At 69.4% G+C, this 22,533-nt stretch carries 19 protein-coding genes and 1 tRNA gene; 5 read left to right on the forward strand and 15 right to left on the reverse strand.

All coding sequences use genetic code 11. From position 1 onward, the window contains the following. From MPARV_RS0112090 to mfd, 5 genes are all read right to left on the reverse strand, one after another. Entirely contained in the window at window positions 1-1,929 is a 1,929-nt protein-coding gene (locus MPARV_RS0112090) for an ATP-binding protein (protein WP_020378430.1), read from the reverse strand. 52 nt (window positions 1,930-1,981) lie between these two features. Then, complete coding sequence (locus MPARV_RS0112095) at window positions 1,982-2,893, reverse strand: alpha/beta fold hydrolase (RefSeq protein WP_012225645.1); 912 nt, start codon at window positions 2,891-2,893, stop codon at window positions 1,982-1,984. A 39-nt stretch (window positions 2,894-2,932) separates the two neighbouring features. Next, window positions 2,933-3,907 (reverse strand): SAM-dependent methyltransferase, encoded by a 975-nt coding sequence (locus MPARV_RS0112100; RefSeq protein WP_020378431.1) that lies wholly within the window; start codon window positions 3,905-3,907, stop codon window positions 2,933-2,935. 3 nt (window positions 3,908-3,910) lie between these two features. After that, a complete protein-coding gene (locus MPARV_RS0112105; protein ID WP_012225640.1) occupies window positions 3,911-4,984 on the reverse strand; it encodes a SurA N-terminal domain-containing protein in 1,074 nt (357 codons plus the stop codon). Window positions 4,985-5,047: 63 nt separating this feature from the next. Continuing rightward, complete coding sequence (gene mfd, locus MPARV_RS0112110) at window positions 5,048-8,749, reverse strand: transcription-repair coupling factor (RefSeq protein ID WP_238538858.1); 3,702 nt, start codon at window positions 8,747-8,749, stop codon at window positions 5,048-5,050. A gap of 93 nt (window positions 8,750-8,842) precedes the next feature. Between mfd and MPARV_RS0112115 the strand changes: the two genes are divergently transcribed. Continuing rightward, entirely contained in the window at window positions 8,843-10,498 is a 1,656-nt protein-coding gene (locus tag MPARV_RS0112115) for an FAD-dependent oxidoreductase (RefSeq protein ID WP_020378433.1), read from the forward strand. Between the two features lie 43 nt (window positions 10,499-10,541). Here the strand turns inward: MPARV_RS0112115 and MPARV_RS24770 are convergent, their stop codons facing one another. The 3 genes from MPARV_RS24770 to MPARV_RS0112130 are packed head-to-tail and all read right to left on the reverse strand — an operon-like array spanning window position 10,542 to window position 12,383. Further along, on the reverse strand, window positions 10,542-11,066 hold the full coding sequence (locus MPARV_RS24770; protein WP_020378434.1) for a hypothetical protein: 525 nt from the start codon (window positions 11,064-11,066) through the stop codon (window positions 10,542-10,544). Window positions 11,067-11,115: 49 nt separating this feature from the next. Beyond that, window positions 11,116-11,676, reverse strand: coding sequence for an aminoacyl-tRNA hydrolase (pth, locus tag MPARV_RS0112125; protein WP_238538859.1), 561 nt, complete (start codon window positions 11,674-11,676; stop codon window positions 11,116-11,118). A 59-nt stretch (window positions 11,677-11,735) separates the two neighbouring features. Then, the gene (locus MPARV_RS0112130) at window positions 11,736-12,383 is read right to left on the reverse strand and encodes a 50S ribosomal protein L25 (RefSeq protein ID WP_012225630.1); all 648 of its coding nucleotides are present in this window, start codon (window positions 12,381-12,383) and stop codon (window positions 11,736-11,738) included. A gap of 202 nt (window positions 12,384-12,585) precedes the next feature. Here MPARV_RS0112130 and MPARV_RS0112135 point away from each other — a divergent pair, with 202 nt between their 5' ends. Further along, window positions 12,586-13,731, forward strand: a complete 1,146-nt coding sequence (locus tag MPARV_RS0112135; RefSeq protein ID WP_020378436.1) for a DUF2332 domain-containing protein — start codon at window positions 12,586-12,588, stop codon at window positions 13,729-13,731. On the opposite strand, the gene MPARV_RS0112140 is transcribed toward MPARV_RS0112135, so the two are convergent. Together MPARV_RS0112140 and MPARV_RS0112145 are read right to left on the reverse strand one after the other, a co-directional pair. Continuing rightward, on the reverse strand, window positions 13,699-14,703 hold the full coding sequence (locus tag MPARV_RS0112140; RefSeq protein WP_031278440.1) for a ribose-phosphate diphosphokinase: 1,005 nt from the start codon (window positions 14,701-14,703) through the stop codon (window positions 13,699-13,701). The two genes, MPARV_RS0112135 and MPARV_RS0112140, sit on opposite strands and share 33 nt — an antisense overlap. Window positions 14,704-14,768: 65 nt before the next feature. Further along, window positions 14,769-14,841 (reverse strand) — tRNA-Gln (locus tag MPARV_RS0112145). Between the two features lie 86 nt (window positions 14,842-14,927). Here MPARV_RS0112145 and MPARV_RS23670 point away from each other — a divergent pair. After that, entirely contained in the window at window positions 14,928-15,026 is a 99-nt protein-coding gene (locus MPARV_RS23670) for a 30S ribosomal protein bS22 (protein WP_012225623.1), read from the forward strand. 20 nt (window positions 15,027-15,046) lie between these two features. Here the strand turns inward: MPARV_RS23670 and MPARV_RS0112150 are convergent, their stop codons facing one another. Genes MPARV_RS0112150 through MPARV_RS0112165 form a run of 4 tightly spaced genes read right to left on the reverse strand, consistent with a single transcriptional unit; the run spans window position 15,047 to window position 17,969 of the window. Next, complete coding sequence (locus MPARV_RS0112150) at window positions 15,047-15,811, reverse strand: 4-(cytidine 5'-diphospho)-2-C-methyl-D-erythritol kinase (protein ID WP_020378437.1); 765 nt, start codon at window positions 15,809-15,811, stop codon at window positions 15,047-15,049. Window positions 15,812-15,820: 9 nt separating this feature from the next. Beyond that, on the reverse strand, window positions 15,821-16,702 hold the full coding sequence (gene rsmA / locus MPARV_RS0112155; RefSeq protein WP_012225619.1) for a 16S rRNA (adenine(1518)-N(6)/adenine(1519)-N(6))-dimethyltransferase RsmA: 882 nt from the start codon (window positions 16,700-16,702) through the stop codon (window positions 15,821-15,823). Next, the gene (locus MPARV_RS0112160; protein WP_012225617.1) at window positions 16,699-17,136 is read right to left on the reverse strand and encodes a hypothetical protein; all 438 of its coding nucleotides are present in this window, start codon (window positions 17,134-17,136) and stop codon (window positions 16,699-16,701) included. The genes rsmA and MPARV_RS0112160 overlap by 4 nt, the downstream gene beginning before the upstream one ends. Window positions 17,137-17,195: 59 nt before the next feature. Continuing rightward, a complete protein-coding gene (locus MPARV_RS0112165) occupies window positions 17,196-17,969 on the reverse strand; it encodes a TatD family hydrolase (protein ID WP_012225615.1) in 774 nt (257 codons plus the stop codon). 119 nt (window positions 17,970-18,088) lie between these two features. Here MPARV_RS0112165 and MPARV_RS0112170 point away from each other — a divergent pair, with 119 nt between their 5' ends. Together MPARV_RS0112170 and MPARV_RS0112175 are read left to right on the forward strand one after the other, a co-directional pair. Beyond that, complete coding sequence (locus MPARV_RS0112170; RefSeq protein WP_020378438.1) at window positions 18,089-19,849, forward strand: phospho-sugar mutase; 1,761 nt, start codon at window positions 18,089-18,091, stop codon at window positions 19,847-19,849. After that, a complete protein-coding gene (locus MPARV_RS0112175; protein WP_012225611.1) occupies window positions 19,849-21,288 on the forward strand; it encodes a hypothetical protein in 1,440 nt (479 codons plus the stop codon). The genes MPARV_RS0112170 and MPARV_RS0112175 overlap by 1 nt, the downstream gene beginning before the upstream one ends. Here the strand turns inward: MPARV_RS0112175 and MPARV_RS0112180 are convergent. Then, window positions 21,276-22,475, reverse strand: a complete 1,200-nt coding sequence (locus MPARV_RS0112180) for an adenosine deaminase (protein ID WP_012225609.1) — start codon at window positions 22,473-22,475, stop codon at window positions 21,276-21,278. The genes MPARV_RS0112175 and MPARV_RS0112180 overlap by 13 nt on opposite strands. Window positions 22,476-22,533: the final 58 nt, after the last annotated feature.

Below are 22,533 nucleotides of genomic sequence, written 5' to 3' on the forward strand. Positions count from 1 at the left end.
TCAACGGGCCGAGTCGGCGAGACGTTGCCGGGCTCGCTGCAGGTGGCGATAGAAGCTGGATCGGCTCATGTGCAGTTCGGCCCTGGCGGGGGCATGGCCGCCGTCGACGTCCAGGTAGGCGCGGACCAGCGCCTGGCGCAGCACCGCATCGGTCGGGCCATCGCCGAACGCTGCGTCGACCGCCGCCCGCACGACCGCCCTGACCTCGTCCGGATCGCCGTCGATACGGCAGCGCCGCAGGGCGTCGTCGTCGTGGAAGTGCCGGAGCGCATCGATCAGCTCCACGCCCCGGCTACCGGCAACGGAGGCCACCCCCAGCTGCTCTTCCTGAATCATCGCAAACACCATCCCGATCAACCCGTCGGGTCCGAAGTCCGATCGCAACGTGAACAGCTCTCGGCCGTCGTCGCTGCGTCGCAACTCGGGGAGTTCCCGGTAGCCCAACAGGTCAGCTGCGCCCCACTCGCGTCGGCCGACGGCGGTGAGGTAGCCGTAGCGTTGGGACCGGACCAGCCCGCGGGCGAACCCGGCCGAGTTGCCTACCTGCATCATCTCGGCGAGTTCGTCCGAATCGACGGGAGGGTCGATGACGACCGACGTATGAGCAAAGAAGCTCTCGTCGAGGTGCCCCGCACGGGCTGCGTGATCCACCGCCGGCGCCACCTCGATGAAACCGGCGGCCCAGCCGGGGAGGCTGGCGGGGGTGCTGAGCACTACCAGCGACGCCGGTGTTCCGTCGGCATGACGAACGATCAGCACCGACTCGGGGGCGTCCTCGCACCAGCGCCGCAGCCGCCCGAACCACCCGGCGGTCGGGTCGTGCACCCTGGCGACCGCGTCGAGGTCGCCGGCGCGTACACGGTCCGGAAAGTAGGACGTGCCGGGATCGAAGCTCAGCGGTAGCTCTGGGTCCTCCACCAGGTCGGCCAGCTCGAGCAGCAGCCGGTGATCCTCGGTGAGCGCGCGATGCCGCAAATGCTCGGCGGTGCGCATCACCAGCGTTCGGTAACGATCGGGATCGGTGGAGGCCAACCGGGCACGCACCGCAGAGCGGAGGAGTCGGTGCAGGCTGACCCGGGCACCCAACCGCTCCGCCGTCGACAGGTCCCGGAGCTGGGCCAGCCCGCCGCGCACCGGGCCGCCGGGCAGTGCGGCGGCCAACACTCGGGCATCGACCACCGAAGCGACGCCGGCGACGTCGAGCACGTCCGGGTCGACGCCGCTCAGCTCGCCACCACCCAGACGATCGGCCAGCAGGGCCTCGACGTCGCCGTCGACGCCCAGCGCCGGCGGCGGCACCGGCATGCCAAGGCGCCGCTCCTCGGCGGACTGGGCGGCGACGATGAGCGCCAGCGGCGAACCCCCCGACCAACGAACCAGCCGGCCGCAAACGGCAGCGTCGTGCACACCCAGGCGACACAGCAGTTCCAGCGCATCGGCGTGGCCGAGTGGACGGAGTCGCAACTCGACGACCACCTGGTCGAGCCCGGCATCGAACCACGTGCGGTCCGGGGCGCAGCGCCCGACCAGCACGACGACCGAGCTGGCGGGCATCACCTGCACCAGCAGGTCACGGACAGCGACCCGCATGGCGGCCAGCTGATCGATCTCGTCGATGATCAGCAGCGCCGAGTGGTCGGCCGCAGCGACGAATGCCGCCCGCAACTCGTCGGGGTCGGGGGTGAGGGTCCGTCCATCCAACCGGTGAACCCGGTAGCCGCCAAGTTCCGCGTCGCGGGCGACCGCCCGACACAGGGCGCTCTTGCCGACCCCACCCCGGCCGTGCACGTACACCAACCTGCTGCTGCGCGACCCCGCCAGCGCCTCCGCCACCAGCGCTCGCTCCGTGTGGCGCCCGACGAATCGCTGCGCATCGAGCTGCTGGGCCAGATCGCCCAACGAGACGTTGACCTCAAGCTCCGGCGGCACTCCCTCACGCTAGCGCCGCGCTCCGGATGTCGACAGGGCCAATCGGCGCCGTTCAGGCGCCGGTGTGGGCCTCGACCGCATCGAGCACGGTGTCCCAGTGCGCCTCGGGCAGCTCGTGGCCCATGTCGGGGATCTCCAACAGCTTTGCGCCCGGAATCAGCTCGGCGGTTCGGCGGCCACCGTCGGGCTTCACCAGAGTATCGGCCAACCCGTGGATCACCAGCGTGGGTGCGGTCACGCTGGGCAGGGCCTCGGCCCGCGACCCGCTCGCCAGGATGGCCGCCAGCTGTCGGGTGACCGCAGCAGGGTCGAAGCTGCGGACGTACTCGCGCTCCAGACGAGCCCGAACCGCCGCCGCGTCCCAGTGCTCGGGTGCCGACCAGATCTTCCACCGTTCGGCTGTGGCCTCGAGGTAGGCCTCGCGCTCGGTCGGCGCCGGGGTGATCAGCGCGGCCGCCGCCTCGTCCGACGGACGACCCACCTCGGGCTCGCCGGTGGTCGAGAACACCGACGTCAGGCTGAGCGCCCGCTCCGGGTGCGCGATCACCAGGGTCTGGGCGATCATCCCGCCCATCGACGCGCCGACGATGTGAGCCCGATCGATACCGACGGCATCGAGGACGGCAACCGCATCGGCGGCCATCTCCGACAGCGTGTAGGGCACCTCCGCCAACGGCGCACCGCCGAGCAGCGCCCCGACCAACTCGCCCAGGTCCACCTCGGCGTCGCTCAGGTGGGTGGACTCACCGGCATCGCGGTTGTCGAAGGTGATCACGTACCGGCCGCGCTCGACCAGCGCCTCGACGAACTCGGGCGGCCAGCTGACCCGCTGGGCACCCAGCCCCATGATCATGAGGACCGGCGGATCGGTCGGGTCGCCCTGGGTCAGATAGTTGACGACGATGTCGCCGCTGGCGGTCGTGAGGCCGGAGGAGGAACCGCCGGAGTGAGTTGCATCGGTCATGGGCACGATTGTGACGCATCGCGCCCCGAGCGTGTCGGGCTACTTCGAGCGCAGGGCTGCTTCGGCGGCCACGTCGGCCAGGTTGAACCAGCCCTGCCGTTCCGCCCGACGACCGATTCGGCCCACCTCACCGAGCGCAGCCCCCAGCGACGCCTCAAGCTCGTCGATGCCATCACCGCCCGCGATGTCGAGCCCGGTCAACGCCGCGTCGACCCGGTCTGCCGCGAGCCTCCACGTCTCGGGCGAGTGCCGCCACCGGCCGTCCGCGTCGCCGAGCGGGCCGCTGTCGGATGCGACCAGGACCTCGGCGAGCGCCTGCAACGACGCCGCCACCGGCGACGCCAAGGTGGGAACCCAGAGGGAGGTGAGGTGATCGGGGGGGTCACCGCGGTCCAGTTCCGCCCAGGTGGTCGGGGTCAACGCCTGGGTGGGCAACCCGAGGTGCGACAGCACCCACACCTCGCCGCCGGGATCGGCGGCCGGTTCGTCGAGCACCGCCAACTTGATGTCGGAGAGCACCTCGTTGCTGTGTGTGTGGGCCACCAACAGCGGGCCACGCTGGCCGGCGGCCTCGACGGCGAAACGGTGACCGTCCACCAGGCGCACACCGACGGTCACCGGGTCCACCCGCAGCGCCGCCCAGGCCAGATCGAGAAACGACATGGCCGGCAGCACCTCGAGGACGATCTCGCCCCGGTCGGCCGCCGCCGCCAACAGTTCCACGGCGCGTTCGAGCACCAGCGGCGACCCCGGCACCACGTAGCCCACCTCGCCGTGCTCGACGGCCTCGGCGATCAGGGCCTCGACGATGCGCTCGTAGGTGCGATCGAAGGTGTCGCTGGTGTCGTAGAACCCATCGAAGGACCCCGCTGCGTTCACCTCGCCGGCCGCCGGATGACGCGCGGTGCGCAGCCACCAGCGACCGGTTTCCAGTCGTTGCGACACCAGCGGCGGGATCAAGGTGGCGTCGGCCGGCCCGAGCCCGGCCACGGTGACCCTCGGGACGACGCTCACTCGCTAGGGGGCCTGGCCGGGTCTGGACGCCGAACTCGAAACCGCGCCGGAGCCGTTGGGCGCCACCCTGGCCACCTGCAGCCCGTCGGGCGGGCCGACGGTCAACACGTCCCCGTAGCGGGAGTCGATATCCACGCTGCCGGGCTGGAGCGCCAGCAACGTCAGCAGGGTCTCCCCGTCGAGCGACGAAACAAAGCTGGTTGCCTCGGTATCGTCCAACTCATGGGACCCGGTCGGACGGACCCAACGGGTCAGACTGATGCTGTCGCCGCCACCCTGTGCGGCCGGATCCGGGTTGGCAACCGTGGAGGCGATCGGCCCCACCAGCGTGTCGATCGGCCCCGACAGCACCGCACTCAAGGTGGGCCATTGGGGCGACGACCTCGGCACCAACCCGTTGGTGGCCGCCGCGGTCTGACACTGGTTGAGCTGCCCGAACTTCTCGAAACCGGCGGCCGGATCCTTGGCCATGAGCCGGTTCAGTTCGTCGGCATCGTCCGGCTGTGCCTGGGCGATGTCCGCGCACAGCTCACGAAACATCTGCGGGTGCTCGGCCCGAAAGGTGGCCCGCGCCGCCGGATCGCTCACCAGTGCCTGCTGGATGGCGGCGGCCACCCCGGGGGGCTGACTGCCATCGGCACCCTGTTGAGGCGGCACCACCGCCACAGCCGTGGACACCAGATCGCTCTGCTCACCGTCGGACAGCTTGGCGAATGCGGGATCGGCCTGCAGTCGGGCACCGAGAGCGTCGGCCAAGCCCGCAGGGGCATCGATGTTGAGATCGGCCTGCTCGTCCTGCAGCAACCGTCCCGCGATCAGAAAGCTCAATGCCCGCCGCTGTACCTCGAGGGGCACCGGGTCGTCCTCGGCCAGGGGCAGGTTGCCGATGGCCTGCACCCGCGCCGCCTGTTCCACCTGGGCGTCGGTGATCGTCTCGCCGTTCACGGTGGCGGCCGTGGTCTCTGCGGCCACGCCACAGCCGCTGAACGTCAGCGCACCGACGGCGACACAGGCGGTAAGTGTCCGGACTCGGGCGGGCGGGCTGATCAGCGACATGGTCAGAGGGGTTCCAGGCATGCAGGGGATGGTGCGCCCGCGATGGTAGCGCCGGCCGCCCCACCCGACCGATCGCCCGGCGAGCTACCGCTGCGAGCGCCGGGCACGGCGTTCGGCCACCCGCTTTGCTCGGGCCTCAGCCTCGGCGATGGCAGCTGGATCGCCGGGCGATGGGGCGGGTCTCCGATTTGGGGCCGGCGGCCGCGAGCCGATCGTGCTTCGCCGTCGCGGTGCCGTCGAGGCGTGACCGCCGGTGGGCCGGGGCAACGGAGGCGGCTCCGTGCCTTCGGGCGGCCAGAGCTGGGCGAACAGCGTGCCCAGGTCCTCGGTCAACCCGTGCCCGGCCCGCACCGGCACCTGGAGCTGCCCACCGCCCACCCCCGGGGTGGTGGCGGAACTGTTGGTGGACCGGGCCGGCTCCGCCTTGTACACGGCGCCCGAAAACGCGCGGTCGAGACGCATGTGTGCCGATGCGCCCAGCTCCACCGGCGCCAACACCGCCCGCAGCGGCGGACCCGAGAAGTCGGGGTTGCGGGTGGCGGTGCACTCGGTGATGCCGATGCGGGAGCATTCGGCTCGCACCCGGGCAACCGACAGCAGGGCCAGCGCCGGTTCGGGCGTTGGGCCAAACCGGTCGATCCATTCCGCTGCGATGTCGTCCACCTCCGCCTGGCTGGTGACCGTGGCCAAACGCCGATAGGCCTCGACACGCAGATCCTCCTGCGCGACGTAGTCGTCGGGCAGGTGCGCGTCGACCGGCAGGTCCAGCTTGATCTCGGCGGGTTGGCGCACCGGCTCGCCGGACAGTTCGGCGATCGCCTGGGTCACCATCTCGACGTACAGGTCGTAGCCCACCGCTGCGATGTGGCCGGACTGGCCGGTGCCCAACAGGTTGCCTGCGCCACGGATCTCGAGGTCACGCATGGCGATGCGGAATCCCGAACCAAGCTCGGTGCTCTCTCCGATGGTCTTCAGGCGCTCGTAGGCCTCCTCGGTCAGTTCACGATTGGGCGGGTAGAACAGGTAGGCGTAGGCCCGCTGGCCCGACCTGCCCACCCGCCCGCGGATCTGGTGCAATTGGCCCAACCCCAGCAGGTCGGCGCGCTCGACCACCAGCGTGTTCACCATGGGCATGTCGATGCCCGACTCGATGATGGTGGTGCACACCAGTACGTCGTAGTGGCCCTCCCAGAAGTCGAGCATCACCTGCTCAAGCGTGCCCTCGTCCATCTGTCCGTGCGCAACCGCGATGCGCGCCTCGGGTACCAACTCGGCCAGCTGGGAGGCCCGCCGGTCGATGTCCTCCACCCGGTTGTGGACGTAGAACACCTGACCCTCACGCAGCAGTTCGCGCCGGATCGCCTCCGCCACCGGCGCATCGTCGAACTCGCCGACGTAGGTGAGGATCGGCTGGCGTTCGGCGGGTGCGGTGTGCAGCAGTGACAGGTCTCGAATGCCGGTGAGGCTCATCTCCAGCGTGCGGGGGATGGGGGTGGCCGACAGGGTGAGCACGTCGACGCCCACCGACATCTCCTTGATGCGCTCCTTGTGGCTCACCCCGAAGCGCTGCTCCTCGTCAACGACCAGCAGCCCCAACTTGGGGATCGACACGTCTGCGCCCAGCAGGCGGTGGGTGCCGACCACCACGTCCACCTCGCCGGCGGCAAGCGCCTGCAGCACACGCTTGGCCTGGGCGGAGGTGAGGAATCGGCTGAGTACCTCAACCCGAACCGGAAACGGAGCGAAGCGCTCGCTGAACGTGGTGAAGTGTTGCGACGCCAACAGCGTGGTCGGCACCAGGATCGCGGCCTGGCGACCGTCCTGGACCGCCTTGAACACCGCCCGGAGGGCGATCTCGGTCTTGCCAAACCCGACGTCGCCGCACACCAGGCGGTCCATCGGACGGTCCGACTCCATGTCGGCCTTCACGTCGTCGATCGCCCGGTCCTGGTCCGGGGTTTCGGTGAACTCGAAGGCCTCCTCCAACTCGGTCTGCCAGGGCGTGTCGGGCGGATACGCGTGGCCCTCGCTTTGGGTGCGCAGTTGGTAAAGCACCACTAGTTCCTGTGCCACCTCGGCCACCTGGCTGCGCACCTTGGCCTTGGTGCGGGCGAAGTCCGAGCCACCCATACGCGACAGCGTGGGGGTGGATCCGCCGGTGTATTGCCGCACTGCGTCAATCTGGTCCGACGGCACGTACAGCTTGTCGGCACCTCGATATTCCAACAGCAGGTAGTCGCGGTCGACCGACGTGTTGTTGGGCCCCGGCAGGGAGCGGGTGACCATGCCCCCGTAGCGGGCCACCCCATGGTGGTGGTGCACCACGTAGGCGCCCGGCGCCAGGTCGGCGAAGAACGCCTGGGCATCACGCGACGCCTTACGTGGGGTCTTGGGCTTGCGGTGGGTTCGACGGCGCCCGGTCAGGTCCGATTCGGCCAGCACCGCCAGGCGGGCCTCGGACGCGATGAAGCCCTCGTGCAACGGTGCCACCGTCAGGTGACCACCGGGTCGGGCCAGCGTCAATCCTTCGGGATCGACGCCGGCGTCGTGCCGGGCAAGGGTCAGGCCGGAGTCACCCAACATCCCGTCGATTCGATCGAGCGAGCCTGCGTTGTGGGCGGCGACCACCACCCGGTAGCCATCGGCGAGCAACGACCCGAGCCGAGCGGTCAGGGCCTCGCCCCCGCCAACCGCAGTGGGCCACCGGTGGCTCTCCAGCACGGGCACGTCGGGACCCGACGCCGTGGCGAGCACCGACCAGGCGGGCGCCGCAGTGTGTGCCAACAGCCGGTCGAAGTGCAGGTGCAGACGACGGAGCGAGGCGCCGTCGGTGCCCCAGGTACGGGCGAGCGAATCGGCCAGGTCGGCCTCCTCCGCCAAGAGGTCGGCGCCCCGGTCGGCCAGTCGCTTGGGCTCCACCAAGAGCACCTGGGCGTCTGCGTCCAGCAGATCGAACAGCACGTGTTCGGTGTCGGTCAGCCACGGCAGCCACGACTCCATGCCGTCGAACGTCTCGCCGTCGGCCAGGCGCTGCCACTGCGCTGCGCCCCAGGGCTCGGCCGACACGAGCCTGGCGGCCCGCACGGCCACCTCCTCGGTCACCAACAATTCGCGGGCCGGGTGGATCTCCACCTCGGAGATCGAGGCCACCGAGCGTTGATCGCCCACCGAGAATTCGGTGAGTCGCTCAACCTCGTCGCCCCACAGATCGATGCGCACCGGCGAATTGGCCGTAGCCGGAAAAACGTCGACGATCGAACCTCGGACCGCCACCTCACCGCGGTGCTCCACCTGATACTCACGGCGATACCCCCACCCGACCAGTTCATCCACGAGTTGGGTCGAGTCGACCGTGTCGCCCACACCCACGATCACCGGCCGTGTCTCCTCGATGTGCGGGCCGAGCCGTTGCAACAGGGCGCGAATGGGTGCCACGACCACCCGGGGGCTGCGTGCAGGGTCGCCAAGACGCCACATGACCCGCATGCGGCGACCCATCGTTTCGGTCGACGGGCTCACCCGCTCAAAGGGCAACGTCTCCCAAGCCGGAAACCACTCAACCGCGTCGGGCCCCAACCACGTGCCCAGGTCGTCGCAGAGCGTCTCGGCCTCGGCCACCGTGGGCACGGCAACCACAATCGGCGAACGGCTGGAGGTCTCGGCGATTGCAGCGATGTAGGCCGCCCGCACCGCCTCGGGGACCGCCACCGTGGCGGCCGTCCGGCCCAGCGCATCACGCACCGACGGGTCGTCTCGAAGCAGCGCTGCCAGGGAGCTCAGGGGCACCCGGGGAGGATACTTGCGTGCTCCGGGAAGCACGCAGCCGTCATCGGGCCCACCGAAGGCCTGCGGAGGCCCGGCCTGTGTTACAACGCAGGCATGGAGATGCAACGGGTTGACGTCATCGTGGTTGGGAGCGGGTTCGGCGGATCGACCGCCGCACTCAGACTGACCGAGAAGGGGTACGACGTCACCGTGCTCGAGGCGGGCCAACGCTTCGACGAGTCCACGTACCCGGCAACCTCATGGCGGTTACGGCAGTTCCTCTGGGCGCCGGCGTTGCGGTGCTTCGGCATGCAGCGGATCTCGCTGCTGCGCAACGTCATGGTGCTCGCCGGGGCCGGCGTCGGCGGAGGTTCGCTGAACTACGCCAACACGCTGTACACGCCCAAGGATGCGTTCTACGACGACCCGCAGTGGGCGGACATCACCGACTGGAAACGTGAGCTCGCCCCGTTCTACGACCAGGCGTCCCGCATGCTGGGGGTCACCCGCTACAACCGGACGACCCCTTCCGATCGCGTGATGGCCAACGTCGCAACCCGGATGGGGGTGGGCGACACGTTCGGACCGACGCCGGTGGGGGTCTACCTGGGCACGCCGGGAGTGACCGAGAAGGACCCCTACTTTGGCGGGGTCGGCCCGGATCGCACCGGCTGCATCCACTGCGGCGAGTGCATGACCGGGTGTCGCCACGGCGCCAAGAACACGCTGCTGAAGAACTACCTGTACCTGGCCGAGCAGGCGGGGGCATCGGTGCGGCCGATGACCACCGTGACCGCCATCGTGCCCCGGCCCGGCGGCGGCTTCCGCGTCGAGACCACCGCAACCGGGGGACGCCGCCGGACCGTCTTCAGCGCCGACCGGGTGGTGCTCGCCGCCGGAACGCTCGGTACCCAGAAGCTGCTGCATGCGATGGCCAACGACGGCAGCCTGCCTCACCTCTCACCGGTGCTCGGCCGGCTCACACGGACCAACTCCGAGGCGATCCTCGGGGCGCGCACGTTTCGCGACGACGTCGACTTCACCAAGGGGGTGGCGATCACCTCGTCGTTCCATCCCGACGCCGACACCCACATCGAACCCTGCCGCTACGGCAAGGGCTCCAACGCCATGGGGCTCTTGACCACCGCGCTCGCCGACGGCGGCCCTCGGCGGGCGCTGCGATGGCTGTCGGAGGTGATGAGGCAACCGGGGACGTTCCTGCGCAACCTGTCGTTGCGAAAGTGGTCCGAGCAGACGATCATCGCCCTCGTCATGCAGAGCCGGGACAACTCGATCAACCTGAGGCCCAAGCGCTGGGGGCGCGGCCTCACGTCCGAGCAGGGTCATGGCGAGCCCAACCCGACCTGGATCCCGGTGGGTCACGAGGCGGTGCGGCAGATCGCCGAGGAGATCGACGGTTTTGCCGGCGGCGGTTGGAATGACGTCGTCAACATCCCGATGACCGCTCATATCCTGGGCGGCGCACCGATCGGCGCCACCGCCGAGGACGGCGTCATCGACCCATACCACCGCGTCCACGGGTACCCGGGCCTGTCGGTCGTCGACGGCGCAGCAATCTCGGCCAACCTCGGGGTCAACCCGTCGCTGACGATCACCGCCCAAGCAGAGCGGGCAATGGCCTACTGGCCCAACCGCGGCGAGCCCGACACCCGACCGGAACCCGGCGACCCGTACCGCCCGCTCACCCCGGTGGCACCGCATCACCCGGTCGTGCCGGCCGATGCGCCGGGGGCACTGCGGGTGGGGTGACGCGCCTGGGTTGAGGGTGAGTGCGTTTGGGTTGAGAAGGCGGCTAACCGTCGACGACCAACAGCAGATGAGCCCGGGCGGCGTCGAGCACCGGACGATCGCCCAGCGGCTCGGCCAGGGTCACCGACGTCACGTGCACGGGCAGCACGCCCACCACGTCGTCGCCCATGGGCCCCCGCTGTGCGCAACCGGTGCGTTCCGGCGTGGCGAAGGGCTCGGCCGACGTGACCTCCACCAACACCTCGACCGGGGACTCGTGGATCAGGATCCGCTCGCCGCGACACGCCGCCGGTTCCTCCCAGCCCAGCCGAAACCCCTTGGCGGTGGGCTCCACGCCCACCGCCGGGACCGTGACGAGACGGCGTCGTCGCACCTCGGCATTGTCGGCGGACGCCACCAACGTGTTGTCGACAACGATCGGCACGTCGTCGGTCTCGATCAACTCGCCGGTACCCCATTGGTCGGCGTCGGCGCTTCGATCCTCCGTGCCTCGCAGCTGACCGAGCAGTGCGACCACCGTGGCCAGGACGGCCGCTGCAATCACCACCCCGTACCAGCGGCGGCTCACCCCTGCACCCGCGTCAGCGTCCGACCCGGTTCACCATGGGAGTTCGGCATCACCTGGCATTGATCCTTGCCATGGCGGCGTCCACGCCCTCGGTCAGGATCAACTCGACGGCGTCGGCCGCCTCGACCACGGCCACGGCCAGCAGTTCCTTGGTGGCGCCGGTGGTCTTGGACAGCACGTGCCCCACACCCTGCTCCTTGCCACCGGGCGGTTTACCCACCCCAATCCGAACGCGGGTGAAATCACGGGTGTGCAGGTGTGCCTCCACCGACCGCAGCCCATTGTGCCCGGCCAGTCCGCCGCCCACCTTCACCTTCACCCGTCCAGGGGGCAGGTCCAGTTCATCGTGCACGATGACCAGGCGATCGAAGTCCTCCTGGCCACCTCGGCGCCACAGCCGAACCACCGAGCGACCGGAGTCGTTCATGTAGGTGGTGGGGAACGCCAAAAGCACGCGGTGACCGCCGAGACGGGCTTCGCTCAGCAGCGCCTCGTCCTTCGACGGCCGCAACCGATCGCCTGCACGCTCGGCCAAGAGGGCCACTGCGTCGGCGCCGACGTTGTGGCGGGTGCCCTCGTAGCGGGATCCGGGGTTCCCCAGGCCAACCACCACCAGGTCTGCCGGGGTGCCCCGGCGCTTCGGTCGGGCGTCGGACGAGCCTCGGGGGCTCAGGCCGAGGCCTCCTCACCCTCGGCACCCTCGCCCTCGGCACCCTCGCCCTCGACGGCGTTGGTCGCCACCACGGCGGCCCGGGTCAGGTGGGCCGACGCCACGGCCTTGCGTCCGTCGGTCAGCACCTTGATGCCGTCGCCCAGGTTCAGGTCTTGGACCTGCAGCGAACGACCCATCGTCAGTTCGGAGATGTCGGCCTCGATGCGCTCCGGGATCGAGTCGGCCCGCACCCGCACCTCGATGTTGGACAGCTTGCGCTCTACCATGCCGCCTTCGGCGATGACCGCCTTGGCGGTGCCGACGAGGTACAGGGGCACCACCACCGTGACCTGCTGGGTGGCCGACACCCGCTGAAGGTCGAAGTGGGTGACGTTGCGCCGCACGGGGTGACGCTGCAGTTCCTTGACGATGACGGGCACGACCTCGTCGCCGACGGTCAGCGTGAGCATGGCGTTTTCGCCGTGCTCGGTGGCCAGCGCATGACGCAGGTCGGCCCGCTCGACCGTGATGGGCACATTACCCTTGTCGAGACCGTAGAGGATGCCGGGGATGCGACCTTCCTGGCGCTCACGAATGGCGGCACCCGAACCGATCTCGGTGCGCACCTGGGCGCTGATGGCGATGGTTTCTGTCTGCTGTGACATGGCTTGAGACGTCTCCTGGTTTCGTTCCCCGGGGGTTCCGAGGACTCCCGAGCGTCCCCGGGCCGGGGACGATGATAGACGCCGGATTCGATGGGCCCCCCATCGCCCCATCGGACCGACCGCACCAGCAGCGCCACGGCGGCAAGGCAACCCGGCGGCAGGGCAACCCGGCGGCAAGGCCTCGCCGTGGGAGCATGGCGCCATGGCCGACCTGACCCAACTTCGCTCGACGCTTGGCGATTGGTTTGACTCACAGGGCCGAAGCTGCGCCGCATTGGGCTCGCCCCTCTATGGAGCGCTCGTGCCCAACGTGGGCGAGCAGGTGCGGTCGGGGCGTTACGACGCGCTCCTGGCGCCGCTCGAGCGGTGGCGTTTCGGCGACGCCATGCCCCTGCGGCTCATGGGAGCGGCCCACGCGCTGGCACTGTCAGGAGACGCGCCGGCGCTCGCAGCCGCCTACCCATCGTGCCGGCCGAACACCCGCTTGGGCGGCGCTGCGCCGCCGGCGGACGCGGTGTTCGAGGCGCTCGCCTCACACCCCGACCACGCCGCCGACTTTCTGCATCGTGCTGTGCAGACCAACGAGACCGGGCGGGCAGCCGCCCTGGCCCTGGGTCTCTCGGCGCTCGCCGGCATGCCCGGTTTGAGCGGTCCGATCTCGCTGGTGGAGGTGGGCACGTCGGCGGGGCTCAACCTCCGAATGGACCGCTTCGCCTACCTCGACGGCCACCGGTCGACGGGCGAGCAACCGTTGGCGGGTGATCCGGCTTCGCTGGTGCGCCTGGCGCCGGAGTGGGTCGGCGGAGCCCCACATCTGCACGAGTGGCAGGTCGACGATCGGATCGGTCTCGACCCACACCCGGCCGACCCGACCGACCCGGACGTTGCGCTGCGCCTGCACAGCTACCTCTGGCCGGATCAGACCGAGCGGCGCAAACGCCTCGACGGAGCGGTCCAACTGGCGGCCGCCGTGCCGGCCACGCTGATCGAGACCGACGACACCGCAGCCACGCTGGACGGCGTGTTGGCAGACCGGGCGGGCTCTCGCCCCACGATGGTGTTCCAGTCGATCATGTGGCAGTACGTGCCCACCGCTGAACGCTGGCCGATCACCCGGGCCATCGAGGCGGCCGGCGAGCGGGCCACCAAGGCCGCGCCGCTGGTGAGGGTGAGCTTCGAACCCGACGAATTCCGTCGCGACCGGGCGGCCGTGCAGTTGCGATGTTGGCCGGGCGGCTCGGGCACGCTGCTGGCCCACGCCGACTACCACGGCCGCTGGGTTCAGCCGCTGCCCACCATGTACGCGGGACGACGATCAGCTGTGGTTTTGACCGGCGAAGATCTCTGACACCGAGGTGTCCTCGAACACCGCGTCGAGGGCGTCCGCGATGATCTCGGCCACCGACAACACCACCAACTTGTCGAAGTTCTTCTCCGGTGGGATCGGCAGCGTGTTGGTGATGACCAGTTTCTCGATCGGCGCGTTCTTCAGCCGGTCGACCGCCGGGCCCGAGAGCACCCCGTGGGTGGCTGCGGCGTACACCTCGGTGGCGCCCTCCACCTTCAACTGCTCCGCAGCGGCACAGATGGTGCCCGCGGTGTCGATCATGTCGTCGATGATCACGCACGGCCGACCTTTCACCTGGCCGACCACTCCTTTGGCCTCGACGATGCTCTGCTCGCCGTCGGCACCGGCACCCTCCACCTTCACCCGGCGCTTGTGCACCATGGCGATATCGGTGTTGAGGTGGTTGCCGTAGCGCTCCGCCACCCGCACCCGGCCCGAGTCGGGGCTGACGACCACCACGTTGGGCGGCAGGTTGGCCTTCATCCAGTTGACGAGCACCGGCATGGCTGTGAGGTGGTCGACCGGCCCATCGAAGAACCCCTGAATCTGGCCCGAGTGCAGGTCGATCGACACCAGTCGCTTGGCGCCGGCCGCGGCGAACAGGTTGGCGACCAGCTTGGCCGTGATCGGCTCGCGCCCCGTGGCCTTCCGGTCCTGCCTGGAGTAGCCGAAGAAGGGCGCCACCACCGTGATGCGCTTGGCGGAGGCCCGGCGAGCCGCATCCACCATGATCAACTGCTCCATGATGGCGTCGTTGATCGTGGTGCCCTCGATGCTGTCGTGGGTCTGCAGGATGAACAGGTCGGCGCCCCGGATCGACTCGCCATAACGGCAGTGGCGCTCGCCGTTGGGGAAGCTGGCCAGCTCCACGTCGCCCAGGGGAACGCCAAGGCGCTCGGAGATCTCGGTGGCCAGTTCGGGGTGGACCCGACCAGCGACCAGCAACAGCTTCTTCTTGGTGACCAGCTCCACCGCAGTGTGCTCCTCCGACCCGGAGGTCGACGTGTTGTTGGGGATACGTGCGTCGATGTTGTTCGCTGGCGGGGCAGGGATCGAACCTGCAACCTCCTGATCCAAAGTCAGGCGTTCTGCCGATTGAACTACCCGCCAAAGGTAGTTGGCCACACGATACCGGCCGTCCGCCGCCGGCGCCGCCTTGGTTCGATTCGCTGGGGACCGGTACAGTGCCCCCCCTCATGGGATCACTGATTAAGAAGCGTCGCAAGCGTATGCGGAAGAAGAAGCACAAGAAGCTGTTGCGGAAGACGCGTCACCAGCGTCGCTCCAAGAAGTAGCCTCCGCCTCGCCGCCACCTTCAGGGTGCGGCGGGCACCGTGCTGACCAGGCGATGCCCGGGTCCCGGGTGGTGGCCCTCGACGAACCACGTCGAACCGCTGCCCGCCAACCGTGGCACCTGGCCGGACGCATCGCCCAGGCGATGACGCCACTTCGCCAGCTCGGGCACTTCGGCCAACGCTGCGGGCTCCAAGTCGTTGCCGTTGTCGCCGGAGGGCCCGCCAAGCGCGTCCCAACGGGCATACACCGCAGGTGTTGATGCCCCCAGCGGGGGCGTCAACAGCGTGAGGTCAAGGGCCCTGAAGGGCAGCCGCTCGACCAGCTCCCCAATACCTCTCACCCGGGCGCGCCCGCCGACGACGCAGAACGGCACGTCGGCACCCAGTCGGGCCGCGGCGCCCAGGTCGGTCCACCCCGCCCAGCGCAGGATGGCGGCTGCATCGGCCGATCCACCACCAAGCCCCGCACCGGCGGGTATGTGCTTGGTGAGTTGCACCGAGGCCGTGCGCCCCACCAGCGCGAGTGCCCGTGTCACCAGGTTGTCGCTGGTGGCACCCACCCATTTCACCGAGTCGTCGCCGGCCGACGCACCCTCACCCTCGATGGTGAGACCCTCGCCGGGCCCCAGCACCAGCCGGTCGGCCAGGGACAGCGAGACCATCTCGGCGTCCAGTGTGTGGTACCCGTCCGGGCGAACCCCGGTGACCCGCAGGCTCAAGGTCATCTTGGCTGGAGCCTGAAGCGTCACCGCTTGATCGAGCGGGTCCTTGACGTGATCCGGCACCAGGCCAAGTTACCGGCCGGCGGGGAGCTGCGCCGCCAGCCGTGAGAAGTCCGCCAGGGCGAGTTGCTCGGGGCGATCGGTCGGATTCACGCCGGCCACCTCGAAGTGTTCGAGCGAGACGATGCCGCTCAGCGACCGCCGCAACATCTTGCGGCGGCCCCCAAACGCGGTGCGCACCACCCGATCGAGACGCTCATCGTCGACACCGTCCGTTGGGATGGGCGAGCGCTCGTGGCGGATAAACCGGACGAGCACGGAGTCGACCCGGGGCTCGGGCAGAAAGACGCTGCGGGGCACCTCGCCGACGATCGACGCCGTGCCCCATCGAGCCAGCATCACGGTGGGAATGCCGTAGGTTCGCGAGCCCGGCTCGGCCTGCCACCGCTCCCCCACCTCGCGTTGCACCATCACCAGGCCGCGGGTGATCATCGGCGCCCGCTCGGCCACACCCAACAGCAACGACGTGGCGACCGAGTAGGGCAGGTTGGCCACCAGGTCCCACTCGGTCACCTTCGGGGTAGTGGCGGATGCCACGGCGGCACCACTCAGCGTTTCGGCCCAGTCCAACGACAACGCATCGGCGCCGATCACCTCCACCCCCGTGCCGGCGGTGACCTCGGTCAACGGCTCCAGCAGCGACGGGTCGGCCTCCACCGCCACCACCCGTCCCGCCGTCATGGCCAGGCCCAGCGTGAGTGAACCGAGCCCGGGTCCGATCTCGACCACCGAGGACTCCTCGGTGACGCCCGCCAGCGTGACGATTCGACGAATCGTATTGGGATCGGCCACGAAGTTCTGACCCAGGGTCTTGCGTGGCAGATGTCGGTACCGGGCCAGCAGCTCCGAGATCGTCGAGCGTGTGAGCAGCGGCGGTCCGGCCTGTGGGGTCATGTACCGGTTCCGCCGCTGGAGGATCCGACACCCGACGTCGTCACCGAGGGCCCTGAGGTGGTCCTCGTGGTCAACGCCCCGGACTCCTCCAGGCTGATGACACGCTGTTCGATGGTGGTGGTGGTGATGTTCAATCGCGTCGGGGGCACGTTCTCCACGCCCTCGACCAACGGGCCGCGGCCGCCCGGTTCCCGCTTGCTCCGCTCGGCGTCGGCGAATCGGGAATGACCGCGAATGTTCCACGACGGATCGGTTTCGAAGAGCGGTGGCGGCAGCGGCACCCCCGATGTGGTGGTGACGGCGGTGGTCGTGGCGGCCTCCTCCGAATCATCGCCAAGGGTGACGACGAACACCACGGCCAGCACGGCGACAACCGCCCCGGTCAGTCCGGCGGCGATCCGGATGCGGGTCGGCGTGGATCGGTGCTGGGCCATTAAGGACAAGGTTACTGCGGGCTTTGGCATCCCGGTTGACGAGCAGGTCCGGAACGGCCTCAGCCGACAGTCGGGAGTGCCAGGCCGTAGGCCGCGTGGGTGTTGGCCCAGGCGTTGGCCTCAACCTCGGCGACCGTCTCGCCCCGGACCTCGGCCAGCCCGCGAGCCACGTCGACCACCCAGGCCGGCTGGTTTCGTCGACCCCGGTGGGGCACCGGCGCAAGAAACGGCGTGTCGGTCTCAACGAGGTACCGGTCGGGTGGCACCTGCTTGGCCGCCTCGCGCACGTCTGCGGCCCCCTTGAACGTGACGATGCCCGAGAACGACAGCACCGCCCCGCCGGCCAGGCACCGCTCCGCCTCCTGGGGACCACCGGTGAAGCAGTGAAGGATCGTGCGCCTGGGCCAGCCCTCGTCATCGAGGACGGCGAAGGTGTCCTGCCAAGCCTCCCGGGTGTGAATGACCAGCGGCACATCGAGCCGCAGAGCCAGCTGGATCTGGGCCGCAAAAACGTCCCGCTGGGTGTTTCGAGGGGAGTGGTCGTAGTGATAGTCGAGGCCGCACTCGCCCACGGCGACCGCGCCGCCATCGACCAGTTGTTCCAGCGCAACGATCAGCTCATCGACCGGTCCCTCATTCGAATCGTGCGGGTGCACGCCCGCCGTGGCCCACACCCCATCCCTCGTGCTCGCAAACTCAAGGCAGGCGCGTGACGACTGAATGGTGACGCCCACGTCGATGAACCTGCTCACCCCCTGCGACCGGGCCGCATCCAACAGTTCCTGCCCGTCATCCAGGTCCGCCAGGTGACAGTGGTGATCAAAGAACGCCATGGTCCAGCTTGGCGAATACGGCCGAGCGCCGCCACCCGGGTGCGAGACGATGCCGGCGTCGACGGCGGCGACGAGCTGGAGTCGGGTCGGGCGGCCTCCGGGGCAGTACCGTCGAGGTCATGGCGGAGCTGCGACCCAACGTTGACCAGGCCGGGTTGCGGGCCGCCGCCCGTACCTGGATGGCACTCGACCCCGATGCCGAAACACGGGACGCCACGACGCGGCTCCTCCAGCAGGGCAACGAAGCCGACCTGGCCGAGCATTTTGGTGAGCGTTTGGCCTTTGGGACCGCCGGGCTGCGAGCGGCGATGGGGCCCGGCCCCAACCGAATGAACCGGTTGCTGGTTCGCCAGAGCGCCGCCGGTATCGCCCGGGTCATGATCTCCGAAGGGGTGCCCAAAACCGCCATCGTGGGCCACGATGCCCGCCACCGCTCCGCCCGGTTTGCCGAGGACGTGGTGGAGGTGTTGGAGGCTCATGGCATCAGCGTGATGAAGCCGGCCGGGCCGGTCCCGACACCGTTGGTGGCCTGGGCGGTCTCCAAGCACGGGCTCGGCGCCGGGTTGTGCGTGACCGCCAGCCACAACCCGGCCTCCGACAACGGCCTCAAGGTGTTCTGGAGCGACGGGGCACAGATCATCCCACCGATCGACGCCCGAATCGCCACAGCCATCGAGGCGGCGGCCCGCGACCGCAGGCTGACGCCCCACCCCGGCTCCGGTGCGGTCAACACCCGCCGCCTCATGGTGGATCGGTATCTGGCCGACACGCTGGACCAGGTCGGGGCCGCCGGAGACCCCGACCTTCAAGTGGTAACCACCGCGCTGCACGGCGTCGGCGGGGCGCCACTGCTTCAGCTGTTGGGCGCCGCCGGCTACACCAGCGTCACCCCGGTGCCCGAACAACAGGTTCCCGATCCCGACTTTCCCACCGTCGCCTTCCCCAACCCGGAGGAGCCGGGTGCGCTCGACGCCGCCATTGCGCTGGCCACCGAGCTCGGGGCCGACCTGATCCTCGCCAACGATCCCGATGCCGATCGTCTCGCGGTCGCCGTACCCGACGCGGACGATCAGTGGCACACGTTGACCGGCAACGAGGTGGGCGCGCTGCTGGCCTGGTGGGCCCTCCAGCGAAGCCAAGGCCTTCCCGACCGCCTGTTGGCCACCACCATGGTGTCGTCCCAGTTGCTGGAGAAGATGGCCACCCAAGCGGGCGTGCACTACGCCGAAACGCTGACCGGCTTCAAGTGGCTGTGCCGTCCGGCCCTGGCCCACCCCCAGTGGCTGCAGTTGGTGGCCTACGAGGAGGCGATGGGCTACGCGGTCGGCCCCGGCTGTCGGGACAAGGACGGGCTCCTCGCCGCACTCGCCGTCGCCGACCTGTGCGGTCGGCTCTTGAACACCGGGTCCGATCCCCTTGCGGTGCTGGACCGCCTGACGCGTGAGCACGGGGTTCACACCACCTCCCAGGTGTCGGTGCGCTTCGACAGCACCGGCTGGGCTCGAAACCGCGATGCGCTGGTGGCCCGACTCGAAAGCAACCCACCGACGGCGTTGGGCGGCAGGCTGGTGGAATCGGTCGACCGCCCATCCGACGACCTGGTGCGACTGTTCCTTCGCGGTGGCGACCGTGTGGCCTTCCGGCCGTCGGGAACCGAACCGAAGTTCAAGGCGTACCTGGAGGTTGTCGAGCAGGTTGCCGGTGGGAGCCGCGCCGGTGAGCGGATCCTTCGAGCCGCCAGGCGACGCGCCGGCACCCGGCTGGAATGGATGGAACACGAGGTCCGCACGATTCTTGGCGCGCCGGTTCCTGGCGGCCCGGTTCCAACAGGCACGGCCGACGGCAATCCGCGGCTCCACGGCCGCAGACCACCCAACTGATGGGATTGCTCAGCGGTCTCCGCGACCGAGGCCTGTCCGGCGCACGCCGCGGCCTCGACCGGGCGATGCCCGATCGAGGCGCCTCGGAGCCCGACCCACCAGTCATCGAAGGAGGGAAGGGCGGTGCCCCGACGGCGTCTGCGAGCGAGAACGACGAGAACGACGAATCGGGACGAAGCCTCCGGTGGAGGCTCCTCGTCTTCGCCGCGGTGACGCTGGCGCTGCTCCTGCCAGGATCTCTGGCCATCGGCGTCGTGGGCAACGACGAGGGCACCGGAGCGCTTCCCGAAGGTTGGGAGCGGGCCGAGCGCATCGTGACCACCACCTCGGCCGATGGGCGCCCGGGGTCGTTGCGAGATGCGGTCGACTCGGCGACGCGAAGCGGCACCGACACGGTCATCGTGCTCAAACCCACCACCTACAGGTTGACGAAGGGGTGTCGCCGAACGGACGCTCGACCAGGGGAGGGTTCCGACGAGAACGACAACGAGGGGGGTGACCTGGACCTCTCAACGGTGGGTGGCGGTATCAGGATCGAAGGCAACGGGGCCACCGTGGTGCAGGAATGCCCCGGTCAACGGGTGCTACACGTCACGGGCGACGACCGGGTGGACCTGTCAAAGGTGACGCTCGCCGGCGGGCAGGCCACGGCGCCGCTCGGGCAGGGTTCGGGGGGCGCGCTGCTCTCCGAAGGCAGCTCCGAGATCACGATCAGCGATTCCATGCTGACCTCCAACTCGGCGGAGGACACCGGCGGCGCAGTCACGCTGTCCGGCCCACCCGCACAGCTGAACCTGATCCGTTCGGTGGTGTCGGGCAACTCCGCCGGATCGGCCGGCGGCGGCGTGTGGGTGCTGGGCGACCTCCATGCCACCAACTCCACGATCACCAACAACCTGGCGATGACCAACGGCGGTGCCGTGGCCACCAATGCCACCCTGGTCTTCTCGACCATCGTGGACAACTCGACCACCTCCCCCTCCGGCGGGCGGCAACTGGGGGCGGTCAACCTCGACTCCTTTGCCGGCTACGTCGCCGGGGGCGCCGGGGCGCCCAACTCGTGTTCGGTGGAACGGGCGACCAGCCACGGCTACAACGTGGGCGACGATCCCAGCTGCGGGTTTGGCTCTGGCGTCGGCGACCTGAGCGACGGCCCCCGGGACGGCGTCGGCCTGCTCGGGTATTACCAGGGAGACCTTCAGGAGCGTCCGCCGGTGCCTGCACGGCCGCCGGTGCCCAACGGTGTGCTGGTGGATCGCGTGCCTCCCCCGACGTGCCTCGCACATGTCAAAACGGACGGCCAGGGGCGCAGCCGATCAGGCGATCGCGGGTGCGACGTGGGCTCGGTCGAGCTGCCGGTCGGGCTTGACGTGCCCATGACCGCAACGCCCGCCAGGGTGGCCGCGGCGGTCTCCGGCCGTGCCACCTACACCGGCTGACCTCGCAGCGCCCCGTAGCGGGGTTTGATGACGTTGTCGATGATCGCCAGCCGCTGATCGAACGGGAGGAACGCCGACTTCATGGCGTTGAGGGTGAGCCACTGCAGGCCGCCCAGGTCGAAGCCCAATTCGTCGACCAACAGGCCAAACTCCTTGGTCATCGTCGTATTGGACATCAGTCGGTTGTCGGTGTTGACCGTGACCCGAAACCGCAGGTCGGTCAAGAGACCGATGGGGTGCTCTGCGATCGACGCAGCCGCGCCGGTGTGCACGTTGGAAGACGGGCACATCTCGAGGGGCACCCGGGTGTCACGCACGAACGCCGCCGTTCGCCCCAGGTGTACGGCGGAGTCCTCGGTGATACCGGGTGCAAGGCCGGGACCGCGGTCCTCGGTACCGGTGAGCACCAGGTCGTCAACGATCCGCACCCCGTGTCCCAGCCGTCCGGCGCCGCAGTAATGCAGGGCCTCGGCAATCGACGGCAGACCAAACGCCTCACCGGCATGGATGGTGATGTGGAAGTCCTCGCGCATCACCAACTGGAAGGCATCCAGGTGTCGACTGGGTGGGAACCCGTCCTCCTTGCCGGCGATGTCGAAGCCCACCACGCCATCGTCGCGGTGATTGAGCGCCACCTGGGCCACGTCAACCGATCGGGCGGCGGTGCGCATGGCGGTGCAGAGCAGCCGCACGGTGAGTTCGGTGCCGGCCGATCCCTGGGCCAGTCCCTCGAGCATGGCGTCGGTCGCCTCGTCCATCGAGAGGCCGCCCTCCACGCACAGCTCCGGCGCCATGCGCACCTCGGCATACACCACGCCGTCGGCGGCCAGGTCCTCGGCACACTCCCGGGCGATTCGCACAATGGCGTCACGTCGCTGCATCAGCGCCACCACGTGTCCGAAGGTCTCCAGGTACAGGCCGAGGTCGCGCCGGTCGGCGCCCTGGTGAAACCACTGCGCCAGCTCGGCCGCGTCGGTTCCGGGCAGGTCGTACGAGCCCTGCTCCTCGGCCAATTCAATCAGCGTTGCGGGTCGGGCACCGCCATCGAGGTGATCGTGCAACAGCACCTTGGGAGCGGTCGCCAACGCCTCGGGTGTCGGCGGCGTCGGGTCCAGGCGGCGGGCGCTGTGCACAAGCAGCGCACGGTCGAACTCCGAGGGGGTCCCGATGCCGCTGGTCAGTGCCATGTCGCCGGGTGACGGGTCGCTGGAGCCATATCGCACCGTACCTGCGAGACTGCCCGTC

The organism is Candidatus Microthrix parvicella Bio17-1 (assembly GCF_000299415.1).
In the GTDB taxonomy this organism is placed as follows: domain Bacteria; phylum Actinomycetota; class Acidimicrobiia; order Acidimicrobiales; family Microtrichaceae; genus Microthrix; species Microthrix parvicella.